The organism is Enterobacter cloacae complex sp. IR5402, assembly GCF_049238125.1.
GTDB lineage: Bacteria > Pseudomonadota > Gammaproteobacteria > Enterobacterales > Enterobacteriaceae > Enterobacter > Enterobacter hormaechei_C.
This window is the reverse complement of the sequence record NZ_JBMKHO010000001.1, coordinates 19,455-37,945: the sequence shown is the minus strand read 5'-3', so window position 1 is coordinate 37,945 and position 18,491 is coordinate 19,455. Positions and strand designations below refer to the sequence as shown.

At 51.0% G+C, this 18,491-nt stretch carries 21 protein-coding genes; 18 read left to right on the top strand and 3 right to left on the bottom strand.

Annotated elements, in window-relative coordinates; genetic code table 11:
- Window positions 1–31 precede the first annotated feature (31 nt).
- From ACOTXL_RS00210 to clcB, 17 genes are all read left to right on the top strand, one after another.
- A complete protein-coding gene (locus ACOTXL_RS00210; protein WP_045351132.1) occupies window positions 32–1,216 on the top strand; it encodes an MFS transporter in 1,185 nt (394 codons plus the stop codon).
- A gap of 146 nt (window positions 1,217–1,362) precedes the next feature.
- Window positions 1,363–2,112: a YoaK family protein gene (locus ACOTXL_RS00205; protein ID WP_045351131.1), complete on the top strand. Its 750-nt coding sequence runs from the start codon at window positions 1,363–1,365 to the stop codon at window positions 2,110–2,112.
- A 250-nt stretch (window positions 2,113–2,362) separates the two neighbouring features.
- A complete protein-coding gene (gene osmY / locus ACOTXL_RS00200; RefSeq protein WP_003857442.1) occupies window positions 2,363–3,073 on the top strand; it encodes an osmoprotectant ABC transporter permease OsmY in 711 nt (236 codons plus the stop codon).
- Between the two features lie 18 nt (window positions 3,074–3,091).
- Window positions 3,092–3,991, top strand: a complete 900-nt coding sequence (gene osmX / locus ACOTXL_RS00195; protein ID WP_045351130.1) for an osmoprotectant ABC transporter substrate-binding protein OsmX — start codon at window positions 3,092–3,094, stop codon at window positions 3,989–3,991.
- Between the two features lie 8 nt (window positions 3,992–3,999).
- Entirely contained in the window at window positions 4,000–4,647 is a 648-nt protein-coding gene (gene osmW / locus ACOTXL_RS00190) for an osmoprotectant ABC transporter permease OsmW (RefSeq protein WP_045351129.1), read from the top strand.
- Between the two features lie 125 nt (window positions 4,648–4,772).
- Window positions 4,773–5,258 (top strand): hypothetical protein, encoded by a 486-nt coding sequence (locus tag ACOTXL_RS00185; RefSeq protein ID WP_131631790.1) that lies wholly within the window; start codon window positions 4,773–4,775, stop codon window positions 5,256–5,258.
- A 444-nt stretch (window positions 5,259–5,702) separates the two neighbouring features.
- Window positions 5,703–6,572, top strand: coding sequence for a hypothetical protein (locus ACOTXL_RS00180; RefSeq protein WP_045351127.1), 870 nt, complete (start codon window positions 5,703–5,705; stop codon window positions 6,570–6,572).
- Between the two features lie 89 nt (window positions 6,573–6,661).
- On the top strand, window positions 6,662–7,267 hold the full coding sequence (locus ACOTXL_RS00175; RefSeq protein WP_045351126.1) for a hypothetical protein: 606 nt from the start codon (window positions 6,662–6,664) through the stop codon (window positions 7,265–7,267).
- A 296-nt stretch (window positions 7,268–7,563) separates the two neighbouring features.
- Entirely contained in the window at window positions 7,564–8,025 is a 462-nt protein-coding gene (locus ACOTXL_RS00170; protein WP_045351125.1) for a lipoprotein, read from the top strand.
- Window positions 8,025–8,387 carry a hypothetical protein gene (locus ACOTXL_RS00165; protein ID WP_127341247.1) on the top strand — a complete coding sequence of 121 codons (363 nt, stop codon included), beginning with the start codon at window positions 8,025–8,027 and terminating at the stop codon, window positions 8,385–8,387. Before ACOTXL_RS00170 ends, ACOTXL_RS00165 begins: the two co-directional genes overlap by 1 nt.
- Before the next feature lie 168 nt (window positions 8,388–8,555).
- Entirely contained in the window at window positions 8,556–8,930 is a 375-nt protein-coding gene (locus ACOTXL_RS00160; RefSeq protein ID WP_045351123.1) for a hypothetical protein, read from the top strand.
- A gap of 184 nt (window positions 8,931–9,114) precedes the next feature.
- Window positions 9,115–10,026, top strand: a complete 912-nt coding sequence (locus tag ACOTXL_RS00155; RefSeq protein WP_127341246.1) for a hypothetical protein — start codon at window positions 9,115–9,117, stop codon at window positions 10,024–10,026.
- Complete coding sequence (locus ACOTXL_RS00150) at window positions 10,026–10,238, top strand: hypothetical protein (RefSeq protein ID WP_045351122.1); 213 nt, start codon at window positions 10,026–10,028, stop codon at window positions 10,236–10,238. Before ACOTXL_RS00155 ends, ACOTXL_RS00150 begins: the two co-directional genes overlap by 1 nt.
- A 245-nt stretch (window positions 10,239–10,483) precedes the next feature.
- Window positions 10,484–10,765 (top strand): Rrf2 family transcriptional regulator, encoded by a 282-nt coding sequence (locus ACOTXL_RS00145; RefSeq protein ID WP_072050228.1) that lies wholly within the window; start codon window positions 10,484–10,486, stop codon window positions 10,763–10,765.
- Between the two features lie 20 nt (window positions 10,766–10,785).
- A complete protein-coding gene (locus ACOTXL_RS00140; RefSeq protein ID WP_045351121.1) occupies window positions 10,786–11,025 on the top strand; it encodes a hypothetical protein in 240 nt (79 codons plus the stop codon).
- Between the two features lie 515 nt (window positions 11,026–11,540).
- Window positions 11,541–12,689, top strand: a complete 1,149-nt coding sequence (gene osmV, locus ACOTXL_RS00135) for an osmoprotectant ABC transporter ATP-binding protein OsmV (RefSeq protein WP_032658281.1) — start codon at window positions 11,541–11,543, stop codon at window positions 12,687–12,689.
- A gap of 105 nt (window positions 12,690–12,794) precedes the next feature.
- Entirely contained in the window at window positions 12,795–14,105 is a 1,311-nt protein-coding gene (gene clcB / locus ACOTXL_RS00130; protein WP_022651052.1) for a voltage-gated ClC-type chloride channel ClcB, read from the top strand.
- On the opposite strand, the gene bioD is transcribed toward clcB, so the two are convergent.
- From bioD to ACOTXL_RS00115, 3 genes are all read right to left on the bottom strand, one after another.
- A complete protein-coding gene (gene bioD / locus ACOTXL_RS00125) occupies window positions 14,040–14,735 on the bottom strand; it encodes a dethiobiotin synthase (protein ID WP_022651051.1) in 696 nt (231 codons plus the stop codon). The genes clcB and bioD overlap by 66 nt on opposite strands.
- 129 nt (window positions 14,736–14,864) lie before the next feature.
- Window positions 14,865–16,085: a sugar metabolism global transcriptional regulator Mlc gene (gene mlc / locus ACOTXL_RS00120; protein WP_003857451.1), complete on the bottom strand. Its 1,221-nt coding sequence runs from the start codon at window positions 16,083–16,085 to the stop codon at window positions 14,865–14,867.
- A 121-nt stretch (window positions 16,086–16,206) separates the two neighbouring features.
- Complete coding sequence (locus ACOTXL_RS00115; protein WP_003857454.1) at window positions 16,207–17,112, bottom strand: LysR family transcriptional regulator; 906 nt, start codon at window positions 17,110–17,112, stop codon at window positions 16,207–16,209.
- Between the two features lie 121 nt (window positions 17,113–17,233).
- Here ACOTXL_RS00115 and ACOTXL_RS00110 point away from each other — a divergent pair, with 121 nt between their 5' ends.
- Window positions 17,234–18,487: an MFS transporter gene (locus ACOTXL_RS00110; protein ID WP_003857455.1), complete on the top strand. Its 1,254-nt coding sequence runs from the start codon at window positions 17,234–17,236 to the stop codon at window positions 18,485–18,487.
- The last annotated feature ends 4 nt before the right edge of the window (window positions 18,488–18,491 follow it).

Genomic DNA, 18,491 nt, shown 5'->3' with positions numbered 1-18,491 from the left:
GCTTATCTTCTCTTCGCCGTGAATTACACCTATGTCCACACTGAATCAAACCTCATCCCGTGATGCTGAGCGTGCACACTGGGGCGGTATTTTTGCCATGACCCTGTGCGTTTTTGTCCTCATTGCCTCGGAATTTATGCCCGTCAGTCTGCTCACGCCCCTCGCCAGAGATTTAGGGGTGACAGAGGGGACGGCTGGCCAGGGGATCGCCCTCTCTGGTGCGCTGGCTGTCCTGACCAGCCTTTTTCTTTCCCGGCTTGCCGGGAATATGAATCGCAAACATCTTCTTTCAGGCATGACCGTCCTGATGGCGCTGTCAGGGATCATTATCGCCTTCGCCCCAAACGCTTCGATGTATATGGCAGGCCGGGCGCTGATCGGCATCGCCATCGGCGGTTTCTGGTCGATGTCTGCTGCCACCGCCATTCGGCTGGTGCCTCAGCATCAGGTCTCTCGTGCGCTGGCGATTTTTAACGGCGGCAACGCGCTGGCGACGGTGGTCGCCGCCCCGCTGGGCAGTTATCTCGGCTCGACCATTGGCTGGCGCGGCTCGTTTCTTTGCCTGGTTCCCGTGGCGATTGTGGCGTTCATCTGGCAATATTTTAGCCTGCCCAACATGGACGGGAACCAGCGGCCGTCGCCACGTAAAAGCGTATTTCGCCTGCTCCACCAGCCTGCGGTTTCGGTGGGTCTGATGGCGTGCGGCCTGTTCTTCATGGGACAGTTTGCGTTATTTACCTATGTGCGCCCCTTCCTCGAAACCGTCACCCACGTCAGTCCTTCCGGCTTATCGCTGATCCTGCTCACTATCGGTATCGCAGGTTTCATCGGCACGCTGATCGTCGCGCTGGTCCTGAATGCCGCGTTTTACCTCACCTTAATGGCCATACCGCTGCTTATGGCGCTGATTGCAGGGGTATTAATGCTCACCGGGGACAGCCTGTGGATCGTGGCCCTGCTGTTAGGTTTCTGGGGAATGCTGGCAACTGCGGCCCCCACGGGCTGGTGGACGTGGATAGCCCGTACGTTACCGGAAGATGCCGAGGCTGGCGGCGGGCTAATGGTCGCGGTGATCCAACTCTCCATTGCGCTTGGCTCAACGGCGGGTGGCGTGGTGTTTGATACCTTTGGCTGGCAGAGCACCTTCGCTTTAAGCAGCATATTACTCCTGAGTGCAGGGGTGCTGACTTTTACGACGTCGCGCCATCGGAAATAAGGCCTTATATTAACAGGGTTGTTTTATTTAATTACAAAACCTCGCTCACCTCCCGTAGAAATAATAATTAAGCAATATCCTGGTCAGCCAGCGACATCGCTTTGTTAGCTTGAGCGTTCAGGCAAAGCTCAAACCGGAGGTATTCTTTGCTGATTAAATTAAAGAAAGAACGAACGCATCAGGAGGATCGTCGTCTTGCCCTCTGGCTGGCGACCTCCGCGGGACTGCTGAATGCCATTGCGCTGGGCGCGTTCGGCTTTTTTCCCTCGCATATGACGGGCAATACCTCGCAGCTATCCAGCGAAGTTTCCTCCACCGATCTCAGCGATATTCTTTTCTTCGGCGCCATTATTCTTTCGTTTGTCTCAGGTGCCATCGCTGCGCGGATTATTGTTATCTGGGGGATTATCCATAACATCAGGCTGGTATTCAGCCAGGTTCTGTTTGTTGAAGGGCTATTACTGGCAGGGGTATCCCTGTACGAAATGTATTTTCACTCCTTTGCCACGAATCAGGAGATTATTATTTTCCTGTGCGGGTTGATGGGAATTCATAATTCCACCTCCACTCAGCTATCCGGTGGACGGGTAAGATCCACACACATCACCGGCACGCTGACCGATGCGGGCATTTCGCTGGCCTCCGTTATGGTCGCCATGCTGCGCCGGGATTATTCCAAAGATACGGCCGCGCAAAAGAGTCAGCTCAAAACCCATTTAACTACCCTTTTCTCCTTTATCAGCGGAGGTATCGCGGGGCTGATCCTGTTCAGAGAGTTTGGATTCCACGCGATGCTGGCGCTGGGCCTGATGCTGGTACTCGTCGCCGCCTTCTCTATCGTCCGCATCTCGTGGCGGGTACGAAAAGTGCGCGCCGCGCTTAGTCGACAGGTTTAATCAGCACGCCTTACGTGACATTGTCACGTAAGGCGTGCTTCTTTAAGACTATTCTGCCTGCCCACTGACAGCCCTTATGCCATAAGGCTTCACCCAGGTTGTCACTAATTTCATAGGGTTACTGTTTTACCCCCTTCGCTGGAACCCTTCCGTTTCGCTTGCTATAGGTGAAGTACCCCTGCCGAAACATGGCATAACAACAGGCAACCAGTGGTTGCTATAACGCATGCGCACAGGGAGACACACCGCAATGCACCCATTACTTAAACGTTCGCTGCTTTTTGTCGGCGCGATTATCGTGGTTCTCGCTCTCCTCACCTGGGGAATTGGACTGGAGACGATTAAGGCGCGCCAGGTTGACCTGATCTACCTCGGGCAACAGCACCTGATTCTGGTCTTTTCATCAATGTTCTTTGCCCTGCTGGTGGGCATTCCAAGCGGTATTTTGCTGAGCCGTCCAGCCGCGCGTGGTATCGCCGAATATGTGATGCAAATCTTTAACGTGGGTAACACCCTGCCGCCGCTGGCCGTTCTGGCGCTGGCGATGGTGGTGATTGGCATCGGTGATAAACCGGCCATTATCGCCCTCTTTCTGGCCTCTCTGCTGCCGATTGTGCGTAACACCTATGCCGGGCTGTGCTCTGTTCCCGCGTCGTTGCTGGAAGCGGCAAACGGTATCGGCATGACCAAATGGCAGCGCCTGCGTCAGGTTGAGATCCCTAACGCGTGGCCGGTGATGCTTTCTGGTATTCGCATTGCCACTGCGATTAACGTCGGTACCGCACCGCTGGCATTCCTGATTGGCGCCAGCAGCTACGGCGAGCTGATTTTCCCTGGGATCTACCTGAATGACTTCCCGACGCTGATCCTGGGCGCGGCGGCCACCGCCCTGTTCGCCCTGATTCTGGATACGCTGCTGGCGGCACTGGGTCGACTACTGAGCCCGCATCTCGCGCGATAATTATAACAAGGAGCTTCTATGAGACTGTTTTCCGGCCTGACGGCGCTATGCGCCGCCGCGCTCTTCACCAGCCAGGCGCTCGCCGCGCCGCTGATCCTGGCAACCAAGAGCTTTACCGAGCAGCACATTCTCTCGGCCATGACCGTGCAGTATCTGCAAAAGAAAGGGTTTCAGGTGCAGCCGCAGACCAATATTGCAACGGTGATTTCCCGTAACGCGATGATCAACAAGCAGATTGATATGACCTGGGAGTACACCGGCACGTCGCTGATCATCTTCAACCACATCAACAAACGCATGTCGCCGCAGGAGTCATACGAGACGGTGAAACGCCTCGACGCGAAGCACGGTCTGGTGTGGCTTAAACCTGCCGATATGAACAATACCTATGCCTTTGCCATGCAGCGCAAGCGCGCCGAGGCTGAACATATCAATACCATGTCTGAGATGGTGGCAAAGATTGAGCAGATCCGTAAAACCGATCCGGATAACAACTGGCTGCTGGGCCTTGACCTGGAATTTGCCGGACGCAGCGACGGGATGAAACCGTTGCAGGCGGCCTACAAGATGGAGCTGGACCGCCCGCAGATCCGCCAGATGGATCCGGGCCTGGTCTATAACGCGGTGCGCGACGGGTTTGTCGATGCAGGGCTGATCTACACCACCGATGGGCGCGTGAAGGGCTTCGATCTTAAAGTGCTGGAAGATGATAAAGGCTTCTTCCCGAGTTACGCCGTGACGCCAGTTGTTCGAAAAGACACGCTGGAGGCTAACCCGGGACTGGAGGAGGCGCTGAACACCCTCTCAGCCCAGCTCAATAACGACGTTATCACCGAACTGAATAAGAAGGTGGATATCGACCATCAGTCACCGCAGCAGGTCGCCCGTGATTTCCTGCGTAGCAAACAGTTGCTGTAGGAGGCGCTATGGAGACGATTCACTATATTCTCGACAACTGGGACTATCTCTTAACCCTGACGCTGCAACACCTGTGGCTGGTGGCGCTCACCGTCGGCCTGGCGATTGTGATTGGCGTGCCGCTGGGCATTTTAATTGTCCGCCATAAATGGCTGGCAACGCCGGTGCTGGGGATTGCCACCATTGTGCTCACCATCCCGTCAATTGCGCTTTTCGGCCTGATGATCCCGCTCTTTTCGCTGATCGGTCAGGGCATTGGCGCCCTGCCCGCGATTACGGCGGTGTTCCTCTATTCGCTGCTGCCAATTGTGCGTAACACCCATACGGCGCTCGACAGCCTGCCCCCCGGCCTGCGTGAAGCGGGACGCGGTATCGGCATGACCTTCTGGCAGCGTCTGCGCTGGGTGGAGATCCCGATGGCGCTGCCGGTGATTTTTGGCGGTATCCGCACCGCCGTGGTGATGAACATTGGCGTCATGGCGATTGCCGCCGTGATCGGTGCGGGCGGGCTGGGCCTGCTGCTGCTTAACGGTATTGGCGGGAGTGATATTCGTATGTTGATTGCGGGCGCGCTGATGATTTGTCTTTTAGCGATTGTGCTCGACTGGTTGCTGCACCGTTTGCAGGTGGTACTGACTCCGAAGGGGATTCGATAATGATAAAAGTAGAACCGTACAAACGGCCTACATAGCATCAGCGCCTAAGACTCTAATTTCAGTAAGGTTTATGATAATCGACAGAAAAACCTTTTGATTGCAGAGACTTATCATGACTACAAAAATTGAGCACACTTCATACACGGATGAAAAACGGCTACGTATGGCGTAAGCGTTGCCAATCAGGGATGATTTCTATCAGCATCAAAACGCGTGAACCACAGGAAGCGCTTCAACGTGCTACCCGTATGCACTTACGTTTTCTTGAGCTTGAGAAAGCGCAGCTTAACAGGGCTGAGATTCAGGGAGCCTTAACCCGTTTCCGTGATGATATGATTCGTGACCGTAAAATAGAAGCCCTCTCTGCTGTTCTGACAGGTTCAGTGGCACAGCCTACCCTATCCAGCGTTGCAGCACAGATAACGCTACAGGAAGCCGTAGCAGAGCAAATAGGGCATCTATATAAACTAGCAGCCTCACGTAATATCAATAAGTTACCTCAGTGTGCATCTATGGATGTGTATGTGTCACGCTTACACTTGAGAACACTCCTGAGAATGGTTTTCACTACCATTAGCTTGCTGCTGGCTGGTATGCCCTGTGACCCTTAACCATTCATTAGCACTAACTAAACAAACCATCATTCAGCAGGTGCAATAATTAGTAGTATTGGTATTTACAGTAATTAGTTTAAGTGTATGTATTTTCTTCTTTCCGTGTATCTTTTGACGTTAAGTGTAATAAATATCAGCGCATCCCCATTCTACTAGTCCTGCCTGTGCCTCTATGCGCATTTGCATCACCCATTACGCCTGTGTTCTGTCCATTAGCTTATCCATTAACACAACCTCCGTGTAACGCTGATAAGAAGAGCATAACTTTTATTTAACAGTGTTAACTCCAGCTCAATAATTTCCTAAGGTATTTGTGCGCATTTAGTGTATTTGTGCTTATCTAAACATTTAGGTTATTGACGCCATTTAGCATGTATAAGATAATTCTCATCGCAGCAAGCAGTGAACGCACTGCAATTAACTAAACGATAGACACTAAACATGAACGCTAAACAGTTAAATGCAATGACACTGATGAACAACATCAAACGCTACATTGAAATGCTGACTAATACTAAAGCAACCATGAAAGCAGTAGTGAAAGATTGGAACACTTACATTGAACAATCAGGTGCAGACTTCCTTACCTTTGATTTCCCTGTAGAGGGCTGGACACGTAAAGCGCAACTGATTGCTGAATTTGAACGTGTAGCTGTTCAACTGAATAACATCATGGAAGGTCGTGAAGCTTTAGAGAACGCTCCTGTGAAGCATGAAACGATGGTACAGGACATTAAGAAGGGTGATGTGGTTATGTGCCCTGCTCGCCCTTCTCAGTGTCAGACAGTGACAAATGTAGACGATTTCTCTTGTTACTTCATCATTACGTTTAGCGGTGATATGGGGCAACAATACTTTGACCGTGGAGAAACGTTAATTGTGTGTGAGCCTGTGAATGGTTCACAAATAACTAATGTTTCAACTACTGAGGTAAATGATATGAATGAAGCAAATAACCAGCTAGTGCCAGCAATCGATTCAGAATCATCAATCATGGAATTACGCGCCAATTGTTTATACATGCTTTTCCGGTCGTACAACCCTACCCCTGAGGCAATCAATCAGGTGACTCGTGCAGCAATTACCACGGCAATGATTCATTACCAGAACGAACCATGCCAGCACACGCTAAACTCAATCCTTCTAATCGGTGATATCATTGCTGATGGTCGTTATTCGCAAACACTAAACGGCAATGATGATGCTGCGCGTGAATTTTACCGTTCATTCGCCCTTATTGTATCTGCCACCGAACCAGAAGCATTAAGAAGCATTCTTAGTAATCACATGGCAGAAACCCTAAACGTTTAAGCACTATTAGCTAATTAACGAATGTGGGCTAGGAGTAATCTTAGCCCCGTTGCAAAAGGCAACGTAAACCAACTATTGAGGATTGAAAAATGGCTATCGAACTAACCACTATTGAACGTGATGCACAGACTCGTAACGTTGATTTAGAACTGATGCTGAAAAATGGCGCTGATAATGCCGTTCGTAAAGCTGAACTGGCTAAACTGTTAGACCTTATCAATAACGAACAGACAAGCGAGGGTAATGATTATCTTGCTGCTCTGTATCGCTACGCTAAGACCAATTACAAAACAGGCATTGTGTCACGTATCACGCTCACAAGCTGGACGGACAAACTGAATGAAAACGATGGTGTAGCACCTGCACCTAAAGCTAAACGCTCTGCTTCTGTTCAGCGTAAACAGAATGCTTCACCTGCTCCTGTGGCTGATGGTGGGCGCTGGTTATCTAAAGCTGAGGCTTATTTCTTTGACGCTGTGTTAGCGAGCATGAGCGATTCAGATATTGAAAATTGTCAGTTAATCGCACAGGCACGTATTGCACAGGAAGCATTAGCAGCGATTCAGGAACAGGCCGCTAAAGAAGTGAATCCACTTATGGAGCAGATTAAAGCCCGTCGTGCTGCATTACATGCCTCAATGAGTGAAGCACAGAACGACACAGACGAGCCACAGAGCGCTCCTGAGGCTGAGTAAGGCAATCACATTGCCTGTGCTAATACAAACGCCCTACGGGGCGCACAGGCTCAAATTTACGGGGTGTAGAAATGGCAACTAAACAGCGTCCTCTTCAATGGGTTCATTTTCAGGTGAACGGGGTAACGGGGTTCGTAGAAATTGAACCTAACGGCGCTATGTGGTGCAACTTCTGTGGTCAACGCCTTGCCTATGGCGCTATGCAGGGAAAATTGAAGAGCACCGTTCATAGCGTCATGGTGCAGCATTCATTAACTAGTAGCTGGCATGGCTAGCATTTAATATCTGAGGTTAATATGAAAAAGTATTTATTAGTGGCGCTTGCTGCTTTGGCTCTCTCTGGCTGTGATAATGCTCCAGCCAATAAAATATTTACCTGTATGGATAGCGCTAAAGAGTCTATGCAATTTGGTTTCAGTGTTGATATGAGTGCTTTCCCTGCTTATGTGACACTGAGCGGTAAACGTTTATATCCTGATGAAACAATAGCCGTGAATAATATGAGTAATGTCACCATGTATTCATTCACCAAAACTAAAACAGATGATTCAGGTTATTTCACCTCTGATGAAATTCAGATGCAGAAGTCTAATCAGAAATGGACAGATATTTTTAACGCTCTGAGAACAGGTGATTTTGAAAGAGCATATAACATCTATCAAACAGGGTTTACTTTCGGTACTTATTCCCACGTGGAATTGAACGGATTGCAGACCGTAGTAAACAACAATATTTCAGGTTATTGTGAGGCTAACTAATGAAACGTTTAATTATCGCTGCTGCACTATTCGCCACTCTCGGTGCTAATGCTTCTACGCATATCCTTCACACCATTTATCAATGTGGTAATCATGTTGTGGATAAACATGCCATGAAAACGGATGGTGAAGCACACTGGCATACTACCGATAAAGCCACCACTAATGGGATAGTTGTGTATAACGGTAGCTCTTTGGATATCCCTTATCATGGAACACCTGATAACGACACAGGATTTTATAATTTTGATGGATTTGTGTTTGCTACCACTGTATCTGATAATTCATCAGCGTATTCAAATGACGGTGGAGCGCACTTTTATAAATGCACTCAGCACACCACCGAAAAGACTATTCAATAATGAAGCTTTCCCCTGTTCAGATGTACCAGAACAGCAGGGAGCAATTAACGCACACAGGACGAGCCATACGGCGTTTAGAGGTTCACCCCTACGGAAACCTATCAGAACGTTATCAGAAGTGGTTAGAACGCGATACACAAGCTTTACGGGCTATCAGGAAACTAAACGATGAATAAAACAATTATGGGGCTGTGCTTAATTGCCCTGAGTGGGTTAGCCAATGCACATATGACTAATTACACCTGTGTTAAGAACGGCTCTGTGAAAGTGCCAATGCAAACGAGTATGGCGCAAGGTGATTGGGCTATTGATATAGACGGTAAATCAGCCTCTATAGATACTCAATATGCTACGCCAACAAAGAACCTTAAAGGAGGTGAGGTTTATCATAACGATGGTGAAGGTGGAGGTAATTTAAATATTTATTGGGATAAAACTAAACCTGATGATTACTTTATTGAATACCAGAAACCAGAGCATGAATTTTCTGAACAGGTTTCTGATGATGTTTACTACTGCACAAAGAACGCTGGAGAATGGTAAATGAAAACTTTGATTATAGCGCTGATGATGTTTAGCGCTGGTGCAATTGCTTGCCCTCGTGGGGAGCATATCCACGGAGGATATAACAATCACCATAAAGGTGGTTATTGTTCCTACTACAAATAAATAATTATTAATGATGATAGTAAACTTTATTTTCTAACTACACTCAGGATTTATTTAAATGAAACGTTCACTAATAGCTTTTCTTGTATTAGCTTCTTTCGGCGCGTCTGCACATGGTCATAATCATGGTGGAAATATGGGAGGGCATAGTTTTAACGGTCATTCATTTAACGGTGGTCATTTTGGTCATGGTCGCCACATGGGGAATGGTCATTCATTCACTGGATTTAGCCGCGGCTCTATCAACATGACTGATGGAACTAAATCATTCACTGGTAAGAATGGTGGAACAGCTTCAATCACTGTTTCCGGCGCTGGTACATCTACCGCTTCAATTAGCACCACCGTAAACGCTCCTAATTTCACTGCTTCCTCATGGGCTGGCGGCTTAGGAAACGGACAGGTAGAAGCACAGAGAAGTATTCAGACTGCGCATTACACAAAAAATGTAAGTGTGCTAACTGATAACATGGGCGGGATTAGTCGGAATGTTTCAATAAACATTTCCAGCGCTACAAATATTAGCCGTCCGTTCGTGGCTATTAATCGTGATGCTTACTATTCCCCTGTAGCTGGTTCATATATCAGTTTTGATAAACACGTTGCATTACCGAACGCCGATTATAATCACGATATTGTTTACAGCACTCAGCAAGCAGACAGAACACTTTCATTTGACCGTTCACTAGAACATGACACAGGGAGCTATGTAAATGCTTTCAGCGTTTCACACGTGGCTGATTTAGACGCGCACACGTTCACTGTTACTCGTGGTTTCCATGACTCCAACCGGAGCACGTACAAACAACACCCCTACGCTATTTTAACCAGCGTCTATAGCAAGGATGGTGTAATACGTTCGCTAGACACGAACATCCACATCACGCCACAACCAGCACCTACCCCCGCTGCACCTGCTAAGACATATGATGATAGCAAAGGCGATACAATTTCTTTCTGGTGGATGTGATGAAAATATTCTGGTCAGTGTTAGCAGCACTGATAGCGTTTAGCGCTCTGTGTGGCTTAGGATTCTTTGTTTATCAGGATAACGCTTATCAGGCCAAAGTAGATAAATGCGTTAATAACATGAATAAGCTAATCATTCAGAAAGGCGATTATGATTTACTAACTTCAATGAAAACTGAAATATTGAAAGAATGCAGAGAAGCAAATGAATAATTAACTTTTCTTTCTTTCAGCGTTAAGGCCTCATAAAGAGGCCTTTTTCTTTTATATTATTTAGAGGTTAGAATAAATAGGTTAGTATACATGAATTTATTTCACCCCCTCCCCTGAAATTATTTCATGGGGTGTAGAACGATAAACATCACCCCTATGTTCATTCTTCTACCCCTAGAACGATAAGCACCACCCGTAGTACCTATGAGGTATCTAAATAATCTAACCTCTAGGAGCTACCCGCTATGGAAAACTTTTATATCCCACGTGCAGACGTGTTAAACCTCCCTTCATTTATTACCACTCTTGATTTAGTTGTTTTCGGTTATCTGGTAACTGCTGCTAATGGTGAAGAAAAATCTGTCACTGTTTCACTGAACGAATTAGCCAAACGCCTACGCACATCACGCCGCGTATTAACTACCGTAATGCAGCGATTAGATAAAGCTGGATTGGTAAGCCTTAAATCATTCACCAGTGAATTTAAACCTACCTATTACATTCATTCCACTGACAGCTTCATTTAATCGAAAAGGAGAATTGAGAAATGAAAGAGGAAAAATATAAAGTCCGTTACTTTGAATCCTTTTATGCATTATTTGAACGTTGTGAAAAACTCTCATTAGTGGAGGCAGTTATTTATTGCCACCTGCAAAACGATGGAACGTTTTACGGCGCTGAGTATGCACCTACATTGAAACGTCTTGCTCGTCTGGCTAAATGCACTACCCGAACGGCAAGCACAGCAATGGATAGCCTTGAAAAGCTAGGCCTGATGATACTTTAGATGGTACTGTGGGACAGAAGCTAGTTCAGAAAGTAACTCTTTCTCTGGATGAAGCTGATGATGGAACATATCAGTATTCATGGTATTTAAACGGCAATGGTGGCGGTTTTGGCACTATCTTTAGTGATGAAGCTAGACAACATGCAGTAAGTCAGTAGACATTCACTACAGGGCTACAATCAGTTTATTTCTCTACCAATGACATTAACGGTGGCTCTGACAAGCTGACAGCTACAGGTAAGGTTTATTGGGGTGTGAACGTGAAAAATACTCATGGGAACATCTATAAATACCCTTCCAACTGGACAAGCGGGAACGGGAACACCAACACCGCTACAATCACCATCAGTTAACCTTTTAAGCCTTTTCCGAATGGAAAGGGCTTTTTTATTGCCTATGCTTTCATATACTTATAACCCTGTGTATAGTACTACTTGCACTATTAATACACACACAATACAATGTTATTTCACAGGGTTATCTAAACTACTGAATCTAAAGGAATCAGGGCAGTTATGATAAAACTGGAAAACCTCACCAAACAATTTTCACAGAAACACGGCCAGACGTTTAAGGCCGTCGACAACGTTAACCTGAACGTGCCTGAAGGGGAAATGTGCGTGCTGCTCGGCCCGTCCGGCTGCGGGAAAACCACTACACTGAAGATGATCAACCGTCTCATTACGCCAAGTAGCGGGACAATCCTGATTAACGGCGAAGACACCAGCGGAATGGACACCGTGACCCTGCGCCGCAACATTGGCTACGTGATCCAGCAGATTGGCCTGTTCCCGAACATGACCATCGAAGAGAACATTACCGTCGTGCCGCGCATGCTGGGCTGGGACAAGGCACGCTGTAAATCCCGTGCCGAAGAGCTGATGGATATGGTGGCAATGGATCCGCATAAATTCCTTCACCGCTATCCGCGCGAAATGTCCGGCGGGCAGCAGCAGCGTATCGGCGTCATCCGCGCGCTGGCAGCCGATCCTCCGGTCCTGCTGATGGATGAACCGTTCGGTGCAGTCGACCCGATCAACCGTGAGGTGATCCAGAACCAATTCCTGGAGATGCAGCGCAAGCTGAAAAAGACCGTGATGCTGGTGAGCCACGATATTGACGAAGCGCTGAAGCTGGGCGACCGTATTGCCGTCTTCCGTCAGGGGCGTATCGTGCAGTGCGCCAGCCCGGACGAGCTGCTGGCGAAACCCGCGAATGAGTTTGTTGGCTCGTTTGTTGGTCAGGACCGGACGTTGAAACGCCTGCTGCTGGTATCGGCGGGCGACGTCACCGACCAGCAGCCGACGATTACGGTACGCGAATCGACGCCGCTGCCGGAGGCCTTCGCCACCATGGATGACAACGATATTCGCGCCATTACCGTGGTTGATGAGCACGGCAAACCGCTCGGCTTTGTGAAGCGCCGCGAAGCGCGTAACGCCAGCGGCAACTGCGGGGATATTCTGCATCCGTTCCGTATGACCGGTAAGGCCGAGGATAACCTGCGCGTGGTGCTTTCTCGCCTGTATGAGAGCAACACCAGCTGGATGCCGATTGTGGACGAGGACGGACGCTATAACGGCGAGATATCCCAGGATTATATTGCGGAGTATTTGAGTTCAGGGCGTACGCGCCGGGCATTAAATATTCATAGCGAGAGTTAAGCATTCAGGCCGGGTACTGCCCGGCCTTTTTCCGCACGCATACCTTTTGCTAACCTCCCGATTTCCCGCCACAATATTGTATCGTCCCCGTTAAATCACGACTTCATGCAACGTCTTCACGCTTACCCCGACATCCGCGCGATGTTTCGCCGTCTCCTGATTGCTACCGTCACCGGCGTGCTGGCGGCGCTGGCCGTTGCGGTGTTCCGCCACAGCATGTATCTGCTGGAGTGGCTATTTCTCAGCAACGAAAGCGGAAGTCTGGTGAACGCCGCAGCCGCGTTATCGCCCTGGCGGCGGGCGCTGACGCCTGCGCTAGGTGGTCTGGCCGCGGGGATGCTGCTGTGGGGATGGCAGCGCATGACGGCACAACGTCCCCACGCCCCGACCGATTATATGGAAGCGCTTGAGACGGGAGACGGCCAGTTTGACTACGGCGCCAGCCTGGTGAAATCCCTCGCGTCGTTGCTGGTGGTCGCCAGCGGCAGCGCCATCGGCCGTGAAGGCGCCATGATCCTGCTCGCCGCCCTCGCCGCCTCCTTTTTTGCACAACGTTGTACGCCAAAATCCGAATGGAAACTGTGGATCGCCTGCGGTGCCGCCGCCGGGATGGCCAGCGCCTATCATGCGCCGCTGGCGGGCAGCCTGTTTATCGCAGAGATCCTGTTTGGCACGCTGATGCTGGCCTCCCTCGGCCCGGTGGTGATTGCCGCTGTAGTGGCCCTGCTGACCACGCGCCTGTTAAGTCCCGGCGCGAATACGCTATATGATGTCCATCTCAGCGAGATGCTTACGGCGGTGGATTATTTCCTGATCGTTGGCGTGGGTCTGCTGGCTGGCGTTTGCGGCCCGCTGCTGATGTGGCTGATGGCGGCCAGCCACAGGCTGTTTCTGCGTCTCAAACTCTCACCGCCGTGGCAGCTGGCGCTGGGTGGTCTGATCGTCGGGCTGCTGTCGCTGCTGACGCCGAAAGTATGGGGGAATGGCTATAGCGTGGTTCAGGCGTTTTTGCAGTCGCCGCCGCTGCTGTCGGTGATTGCTGGCGTCTTTATTTGCAAGCTGCTGGCGGTACTGGCAAGCAGCGGGTCCGGCGCGCCGGGAGGCGTGTTCACGCCAACCTTGTTCGTTGGTATGGCAACGGGAATGCTGTTTGCGCAGATCTTTGCGCTGTGGTTTCCTGGCTCTGAGACGGCGATCCTGCTTGGGCTGGCGGGAATGGCGACGCTGCTCGCCGCCACAACGCATGCGCCAATCATGTCGGCCTTGATGGTCTGTGAGATGACCGGGCAGTATTTTTTACTTCCCGGTTTGCTGGTTGCCTGTGTTGTGGCATCGGTATTGTCGAGAACGCTACGCCACGACTCGATCTATGGCCAGCATACCGCCGAAAGCCGAGAGATCGATATAGTGCGCTAATTCGCGCTGCTCTGCGCGGGGCAGATAAGGCAGTTCGCCTACCAGCGGGCCAGGCAGCTTTTTGCTCAGCACGTCGATGATTTCAGCGTAGTGCGCAAGGCCCGGGTTAATACGATTCGCCACCCAACCAATCAGCGGCAGGCCGTCATTAGCGATAGCCTGCGCCGTCAGCAAGGCATGGTTGATGCACCCTTCCTGGATGCCCACGACCATAATCACCGGCAATTGCTCCTGCACCACCCATTCGGAAAGGGGACGTAAATCGTTCATCAGGCTGCGCCAGCCACCGGTCCCTTCAACGACAACGTGGTCAACCTTTTCACTCAGATTTGCCAGGCCATCAGAAAGCAGGCTGTAGTTGATAAGCCCACTGTGAGCGACGCTGCTTTCCTCTTCGCTTAACGCGATAGGATTGACGGCATCATAAGGCAGTTCCAGAGACGAGACGCTTTGCAGAACCAGGGCGTCCTTATTGCGCAGCCCTTCTGGCGTCTCTTTACTGCCTTTTGCAACCGGCTTGTATCCTGCAACGCGTTTACCGCTTGCCGCCAGGGCCTGGAGTAACGCGCGGGATACGACTGTCTTCCCGACAGACGTATCCGTACCAGTAATAAAGAAACGCTTAAGCATGACTCATTCCACCTCTTGGGTATGCTTCAAAATATAAACCAGGTAAATAATTCAGTGGGGAAAGTCTACGGGATGCGTGCGCTACCGGGCTTGAGATAGCGCAATTTTTCGTACATCTCTGGAAAAGAGTTAGCCCTGTAGCAAACGAATCAGTAACGAGCCGTTGTACATCGCATCTTTTACCAGCGCGGCGCCGGCCATCGTGCCCTGGTTGGAAAATTGCGTACTTTCGACCACGATGTTTTTACTGTACGCGGGAAGCGCCTGCTGATTGATGCAGGCGGAAATCGCCGGAAAGAGGATATCCGCCGCCTGGCTGAGCGGGGAGCCGATCAGTATTTTTTGCGGGTTAAACAGGTTCACCATAATGGCCAGAATGCGCCCGACATTATTGCCCACGCCGGTAATAATGTCCTTCGCCAGCAGATCGCCCTGCCTTGCCGCAGCGCACAGTGCCTCGACGCTTAACGGTTGACCGTGCAGCGTGGAGCTCATCGACTGGCTGAGCCGCACTTGCGCCAGCTCCAGCACGCTTTCGACGCTGGCAATCGTCTCCAGACAGCCATGGTTACCGCAGTAGCAGCGTTTTCCGTACGGATCGACCTGCGTATGGCCGATCTCCACCAGGCTACTGCTGCCAGCATGCAACAGACGCCCGTCGGTAATCACACCAGCGCCAACGTTATGATCAATCACCACCTGAATCACGTCGCGCGCGCCCCGGGAAGCGCCAAACAACGCCTCCGCCATCGTCCAGGCGCTGATATCATGCTGAATGTAGACCGGTACACCGGTGTGGTTTTCCAGCACGTCGCCCAGTGGCATCTCTTTGACGTTTTCATAAAACGGCATGCGGTGCACAATGCCATTTTCGGTATCAATAATTCCCGGCAGGGTGATCGCAATCGCCGTTAAACGTTCAAGACGCTGCTGGTGACGAATAAAGAACTGGTCGATGTGGGTCAGAATGGCATCGAGAAGTGGTTGCTCTGCATTAAGCGGGAGTTCCAGCCGGTCTTCCACCACCAGCTTGCTGCTGAGGTCGCGCAGCGCGAGGAAGATTTCCCCGCGGCTAATCCGCAGCGACAGGTAGTGCCAGGCTTCCGTTTCCACCACCAGCCCTACCGCCGGACGGCCACGACTGCCCGGCTCCTGAATTTCTGTCTCCTGAACCAGATGGGCTTCCAGCATTTCGCGGACAATCTTGGTAATACTGGCGGGTGCCAGTTGTGCCAGGCGCGAAAGATCGATACGCGAAACCGGACCAAGCTGATCAATCAGGCGATAAACGGCACCCGCGTTGGTCTGCTTGATCTGATCGATATGCCCTGGCTGACTATCAGCAACCACCTCGTACTCCCTTATTTTCGAGCTTCGAAATAAACTGAGGGCTATGGTGAAGCACTTCAATGGCTGACGTCAAATTTTTACTTAGCCATGTGATTTACTGCACATTTTCGCCCACTTTTCCCTATAAATAACGCCCGCGAGAAGCGGTAATTAATTGTTCTTTGAAACGCTGTGCCGCATGGCTCTGTTCATGATGTTTAGACCACACCAGCCACATCTCTGAGACTGCATCCTGCTCGGCTATCTTCACCCAGCGCATTTCCGGCAATTGTACCCGTTTAAACGAGGCCGGGAGAATCGACACGCCAAGCCCTGCGGCAACGAGACCAATGATCGTCATGGCTTCCCCCACCTCCTGCGCGATAGTCGGGACAAGGCCATATCGCCGCATCAAACCAAGAATATCGTCATACAACCCGGTTCCCACCTGAGGGTCAAAAAAGACAAATGGCTCTTTCGCCAGTTCAGCCAGCGTGACGCTGTGCTGCGCGGCGAGCGGATGATCCCGGGGGATCATCGCCATCAGCGGTTCGCGCAGGATCACCTGCCACGCCAGGGTATCAGGCAACTGCGTGTTACGCATCAGCCCCAGATCGAGCGATCCTTCGTTAAGCGGCGATATCTGCTCGCGAGTATTTATTTCGCGCGTCTGAATATGCACATCCGGAAAGTTACGGCGAAACGAAGATAGCGTTTGTGAAACAGCGCTGATAAAGGGGGCCGATGAGGTAAACCCGATGCGCAGCTCTCCCGTCTCCCCGAGATAAAGCCGTTCCGCTCTGGCGGCGGCGTCCTCCACCATACTCAGGATTTGTCGGCTATCGGCAAGAAACTGTTTTCCCGCCGCCGTCAGGCTCACGCTGCGGTTGGTTCGCGCCAGCAGACGCGCCCCGACCTGCTGCTCCAGGATCTGTATCTGCTGGCTTAGCGGTGGCTGAGAGATATTCAGCCTTGCCGCCGCACGACCAAAATGCAGCTCTTCGGCGACGGCGACAAAATAGCGTAGATGGCGCAGCTCGATATTCATATTTTTAAAGTATCATTTGAGATTATTAATATATTAGACAGAATATTTACATTTTCCTACCCTAATCTTGTGGTCATACCCGTCACCAGAAACCACGGGGATGTTTAAGCAAGGATTATGTGTGAGCCGTACAACGACCGTTGATATCGCGCCGGCCAGCGACATTGATGATTTACCCGCAGCACCGCAGCCGGTTCAGTTTATTAAACGTGGTACCCCCCAGTTTATGCGCGTCACGCTGGCGCTCTTCTCAGCGGGTCTCGCCACTTTCGCCCTGCTCTACTGCGTTCAGCCGATCCTGCCGGTCCTGTCGCATGAATTTGGCGTGTCGCCAGCCAGCAGCAGTATTTCGCTCTCCATTTCAACCGGGATGCTGGCGATCGGTCTGCTGTTCACCGGGCCACTTTCGGATGCCATCGGGCGTAAGCAGGTCATGGTAACGGCGTTAATGCTGGCCTCCGTGTGTACCTTGTTGTCCACCATGATGACCAGCTGGCACGGCATTCTGATCATGCGCGCGCTGATTGGGTTATCCCTGAGCGGCGTGGCGGCGGTCGGGATGACCTATCTCAGCGAGGAGATCCACCCGAGCTTCGTGGCCTTCTCCATGGGGCTGTACATTAGCGGGAACTCTATCGGCGGGATGAGCGGACGCCTGCTTAGCGGTGTGTTTACTGATTTCTTTAACTGGCGCATTGCGCTGGCCGTTATCGGCTGCTTCGCCCTCGCTTCGGCGCTGATGTTCTGGAAAATCCTGCCGGAATCGCGCCATTTCCGCCCGACCTCCCTGCGTCCGAAAACGTTATTTATCAACTTTCGCCTGCACTGGCGCGATCAAGGGCTGCCCCGTTTGTTCCTGACCGGTTTCCTGCTGATGGGCTCGTTCGTGACGCTGTTCAACTACATTGGCTATCGTCTGATGCTTTCACCGTGGCATCTTAGCCAGGCATTAGTGGGTTTGCTCTCTGTGGCATATCTCACCGGGACATGGAGTTCGCCAAAAGCGGGCGCCATGACCGCGCGCTTCGGCCGTGGTCCGGTGATGCTGGTATCCACCGCCGTGATGCTGTTCGGACTGCTGATGACGCTTTTCTCTTCCCTGTGGCTGATTTTTGCCGGAATGCTGCTCTTCTCTGCGGGCTTCTTTGCCGCGCATTCCGTTGCCAGCAGCTGGATTGGCCCACGCGCGCGCCGCGCTAAAGGTCAGGCTTCGTCACTGTATCTGTTCAGTTACTATCTTGGTTCCAGCATAGCCGGTACGCTCGGCGGGGTGTTCTGGCATAACTACGGCTGGAACGGCGTGGGCGGATTTATCGCGCTGATGCTGTGCGCGGCACTGCTGGTGGGCGCGAGCCTGCATAAACGACTGCATTAACATT

Excerpts from the sequence above, each read along its gene's own strand:
- ACOTXL_RS00165 (WP_127341247.1), top strand. The coding sequence starts at position 8,025 with ATGAAACGTTTAATTATCGCTGCTGCACTATTCGCCACTCTCGGTGCT.
- ACOTXL_RS00155 (WP_127341246.1), top strand. The coding sequence starts at position 9,115 with ATGAAACGTTCACTAATAGCTTTTCTTGTATTAGCTTCTTTCGGCGCG.
- ACOTXL_RS00170 (WP_045351125.1), top strand. The coding sequence starts at position 7,564 with ATGAAAAAGTATTTATTAGTGGCGCTTGCTGCTTTGGCTCTCTCTGGC.
- ACOTXL_RS00150 (WP_045351122.1), top strand. The coding sequence starts at position 10,026 with ATGAAAATATTCTGGTCAGTGTTAGCAGCACTGATAGCGTTTAGCGCT.
- bioD (WP_022651051.1), bottom strand. The coding sequence starts at position 14,735 with ATGCTTAAGCGTTTCTTTATTACTGGTACGGATACGTCTGTCGGGAAG.
- ACOTXL_RS00115 (WP_003857454.1), bottom strand. The coding sequence starts at position 17,112 with ATGAATATCGAGCTGCGCCATCTACGCTATTTTGTCGCCGTCGCCGAA.
- clcB (WP_022651052.1), top strand. The coding sequence starts at position 12,795 with ATGCAACGTCTTCACGCTTACCCCGACATCCGCGCGATGTTTCGCCGT.
- ACOTXL_RS00175 (WP_045351126.1), top strand. The coding sequence starts at position 6,662 with ATGGCTATCGAACTAACCACTATTGAACGTGATGCACAGACTCGTAAC.
- ACOTXL_RS00180 (WP_045351127.1), top strand. The coding sequence starts at position 5,703 with ATGAACGCTAAACAGTTAAATGCAATGACACTGATGAACAACATCAAA.
- osmX (WP_045351130.1), top strand. The coding sequence starts at position 3,092 with ATGAGACTGTTTTCCGGCCTGACGGCGCTATGCGCCGCCGCGCTCTTC.
- osmW (WP_045351129.1), top strand. The coding sequence starts at position 4,000 with ATGGAGACGATTCACTATATTCTCGACAACTGGGACTATCTCTTAACC.
- ACOTXL_RS00140 (WP_045351121.1), top strand. The coding sequence starts at position 10,786 with ATGAAAGAGGAAAAATATAAAGTCCGTTACTTTGAATCCTTTTATGCA.
- ACOTXL_RS00160 (WP_045351123.1), top strand. The coding sequence starts at position 8,556 with ATGAATAAAACAATTATGGGGCTGTGCTTAATTGCCCTGAGTGGGTTA.
- ACOTXL_RS00210 (WP_045351132.1), top strand. The coding sequence starts at position 32 with ATGTCCACACTGAATCAAACCTCATCCCGTGATGCTGAGCGTGCACAC.
- osmY (WP_003857442.1), top strand. The coding sequence starts at position 2,363 with ATGCACCCATTACTTAAACGTTCGCTGCTTTTTGTCGGCGCGATTATC.
- osmV (WP_032658281.1), top strand. The coding sequence starts at position 11,541 with ATGATAAAACTGGAAAACCTCACCAAACAATTTTCACAGAAACACGGC.
- ACOTXL_RS00145 (WP_072050228.1), top strand. The coding sequence starts at position 10,484 with ATGGAAAACTTTTATATCCCACGTGCAGACGTGTTAAACCTCCCTTCA.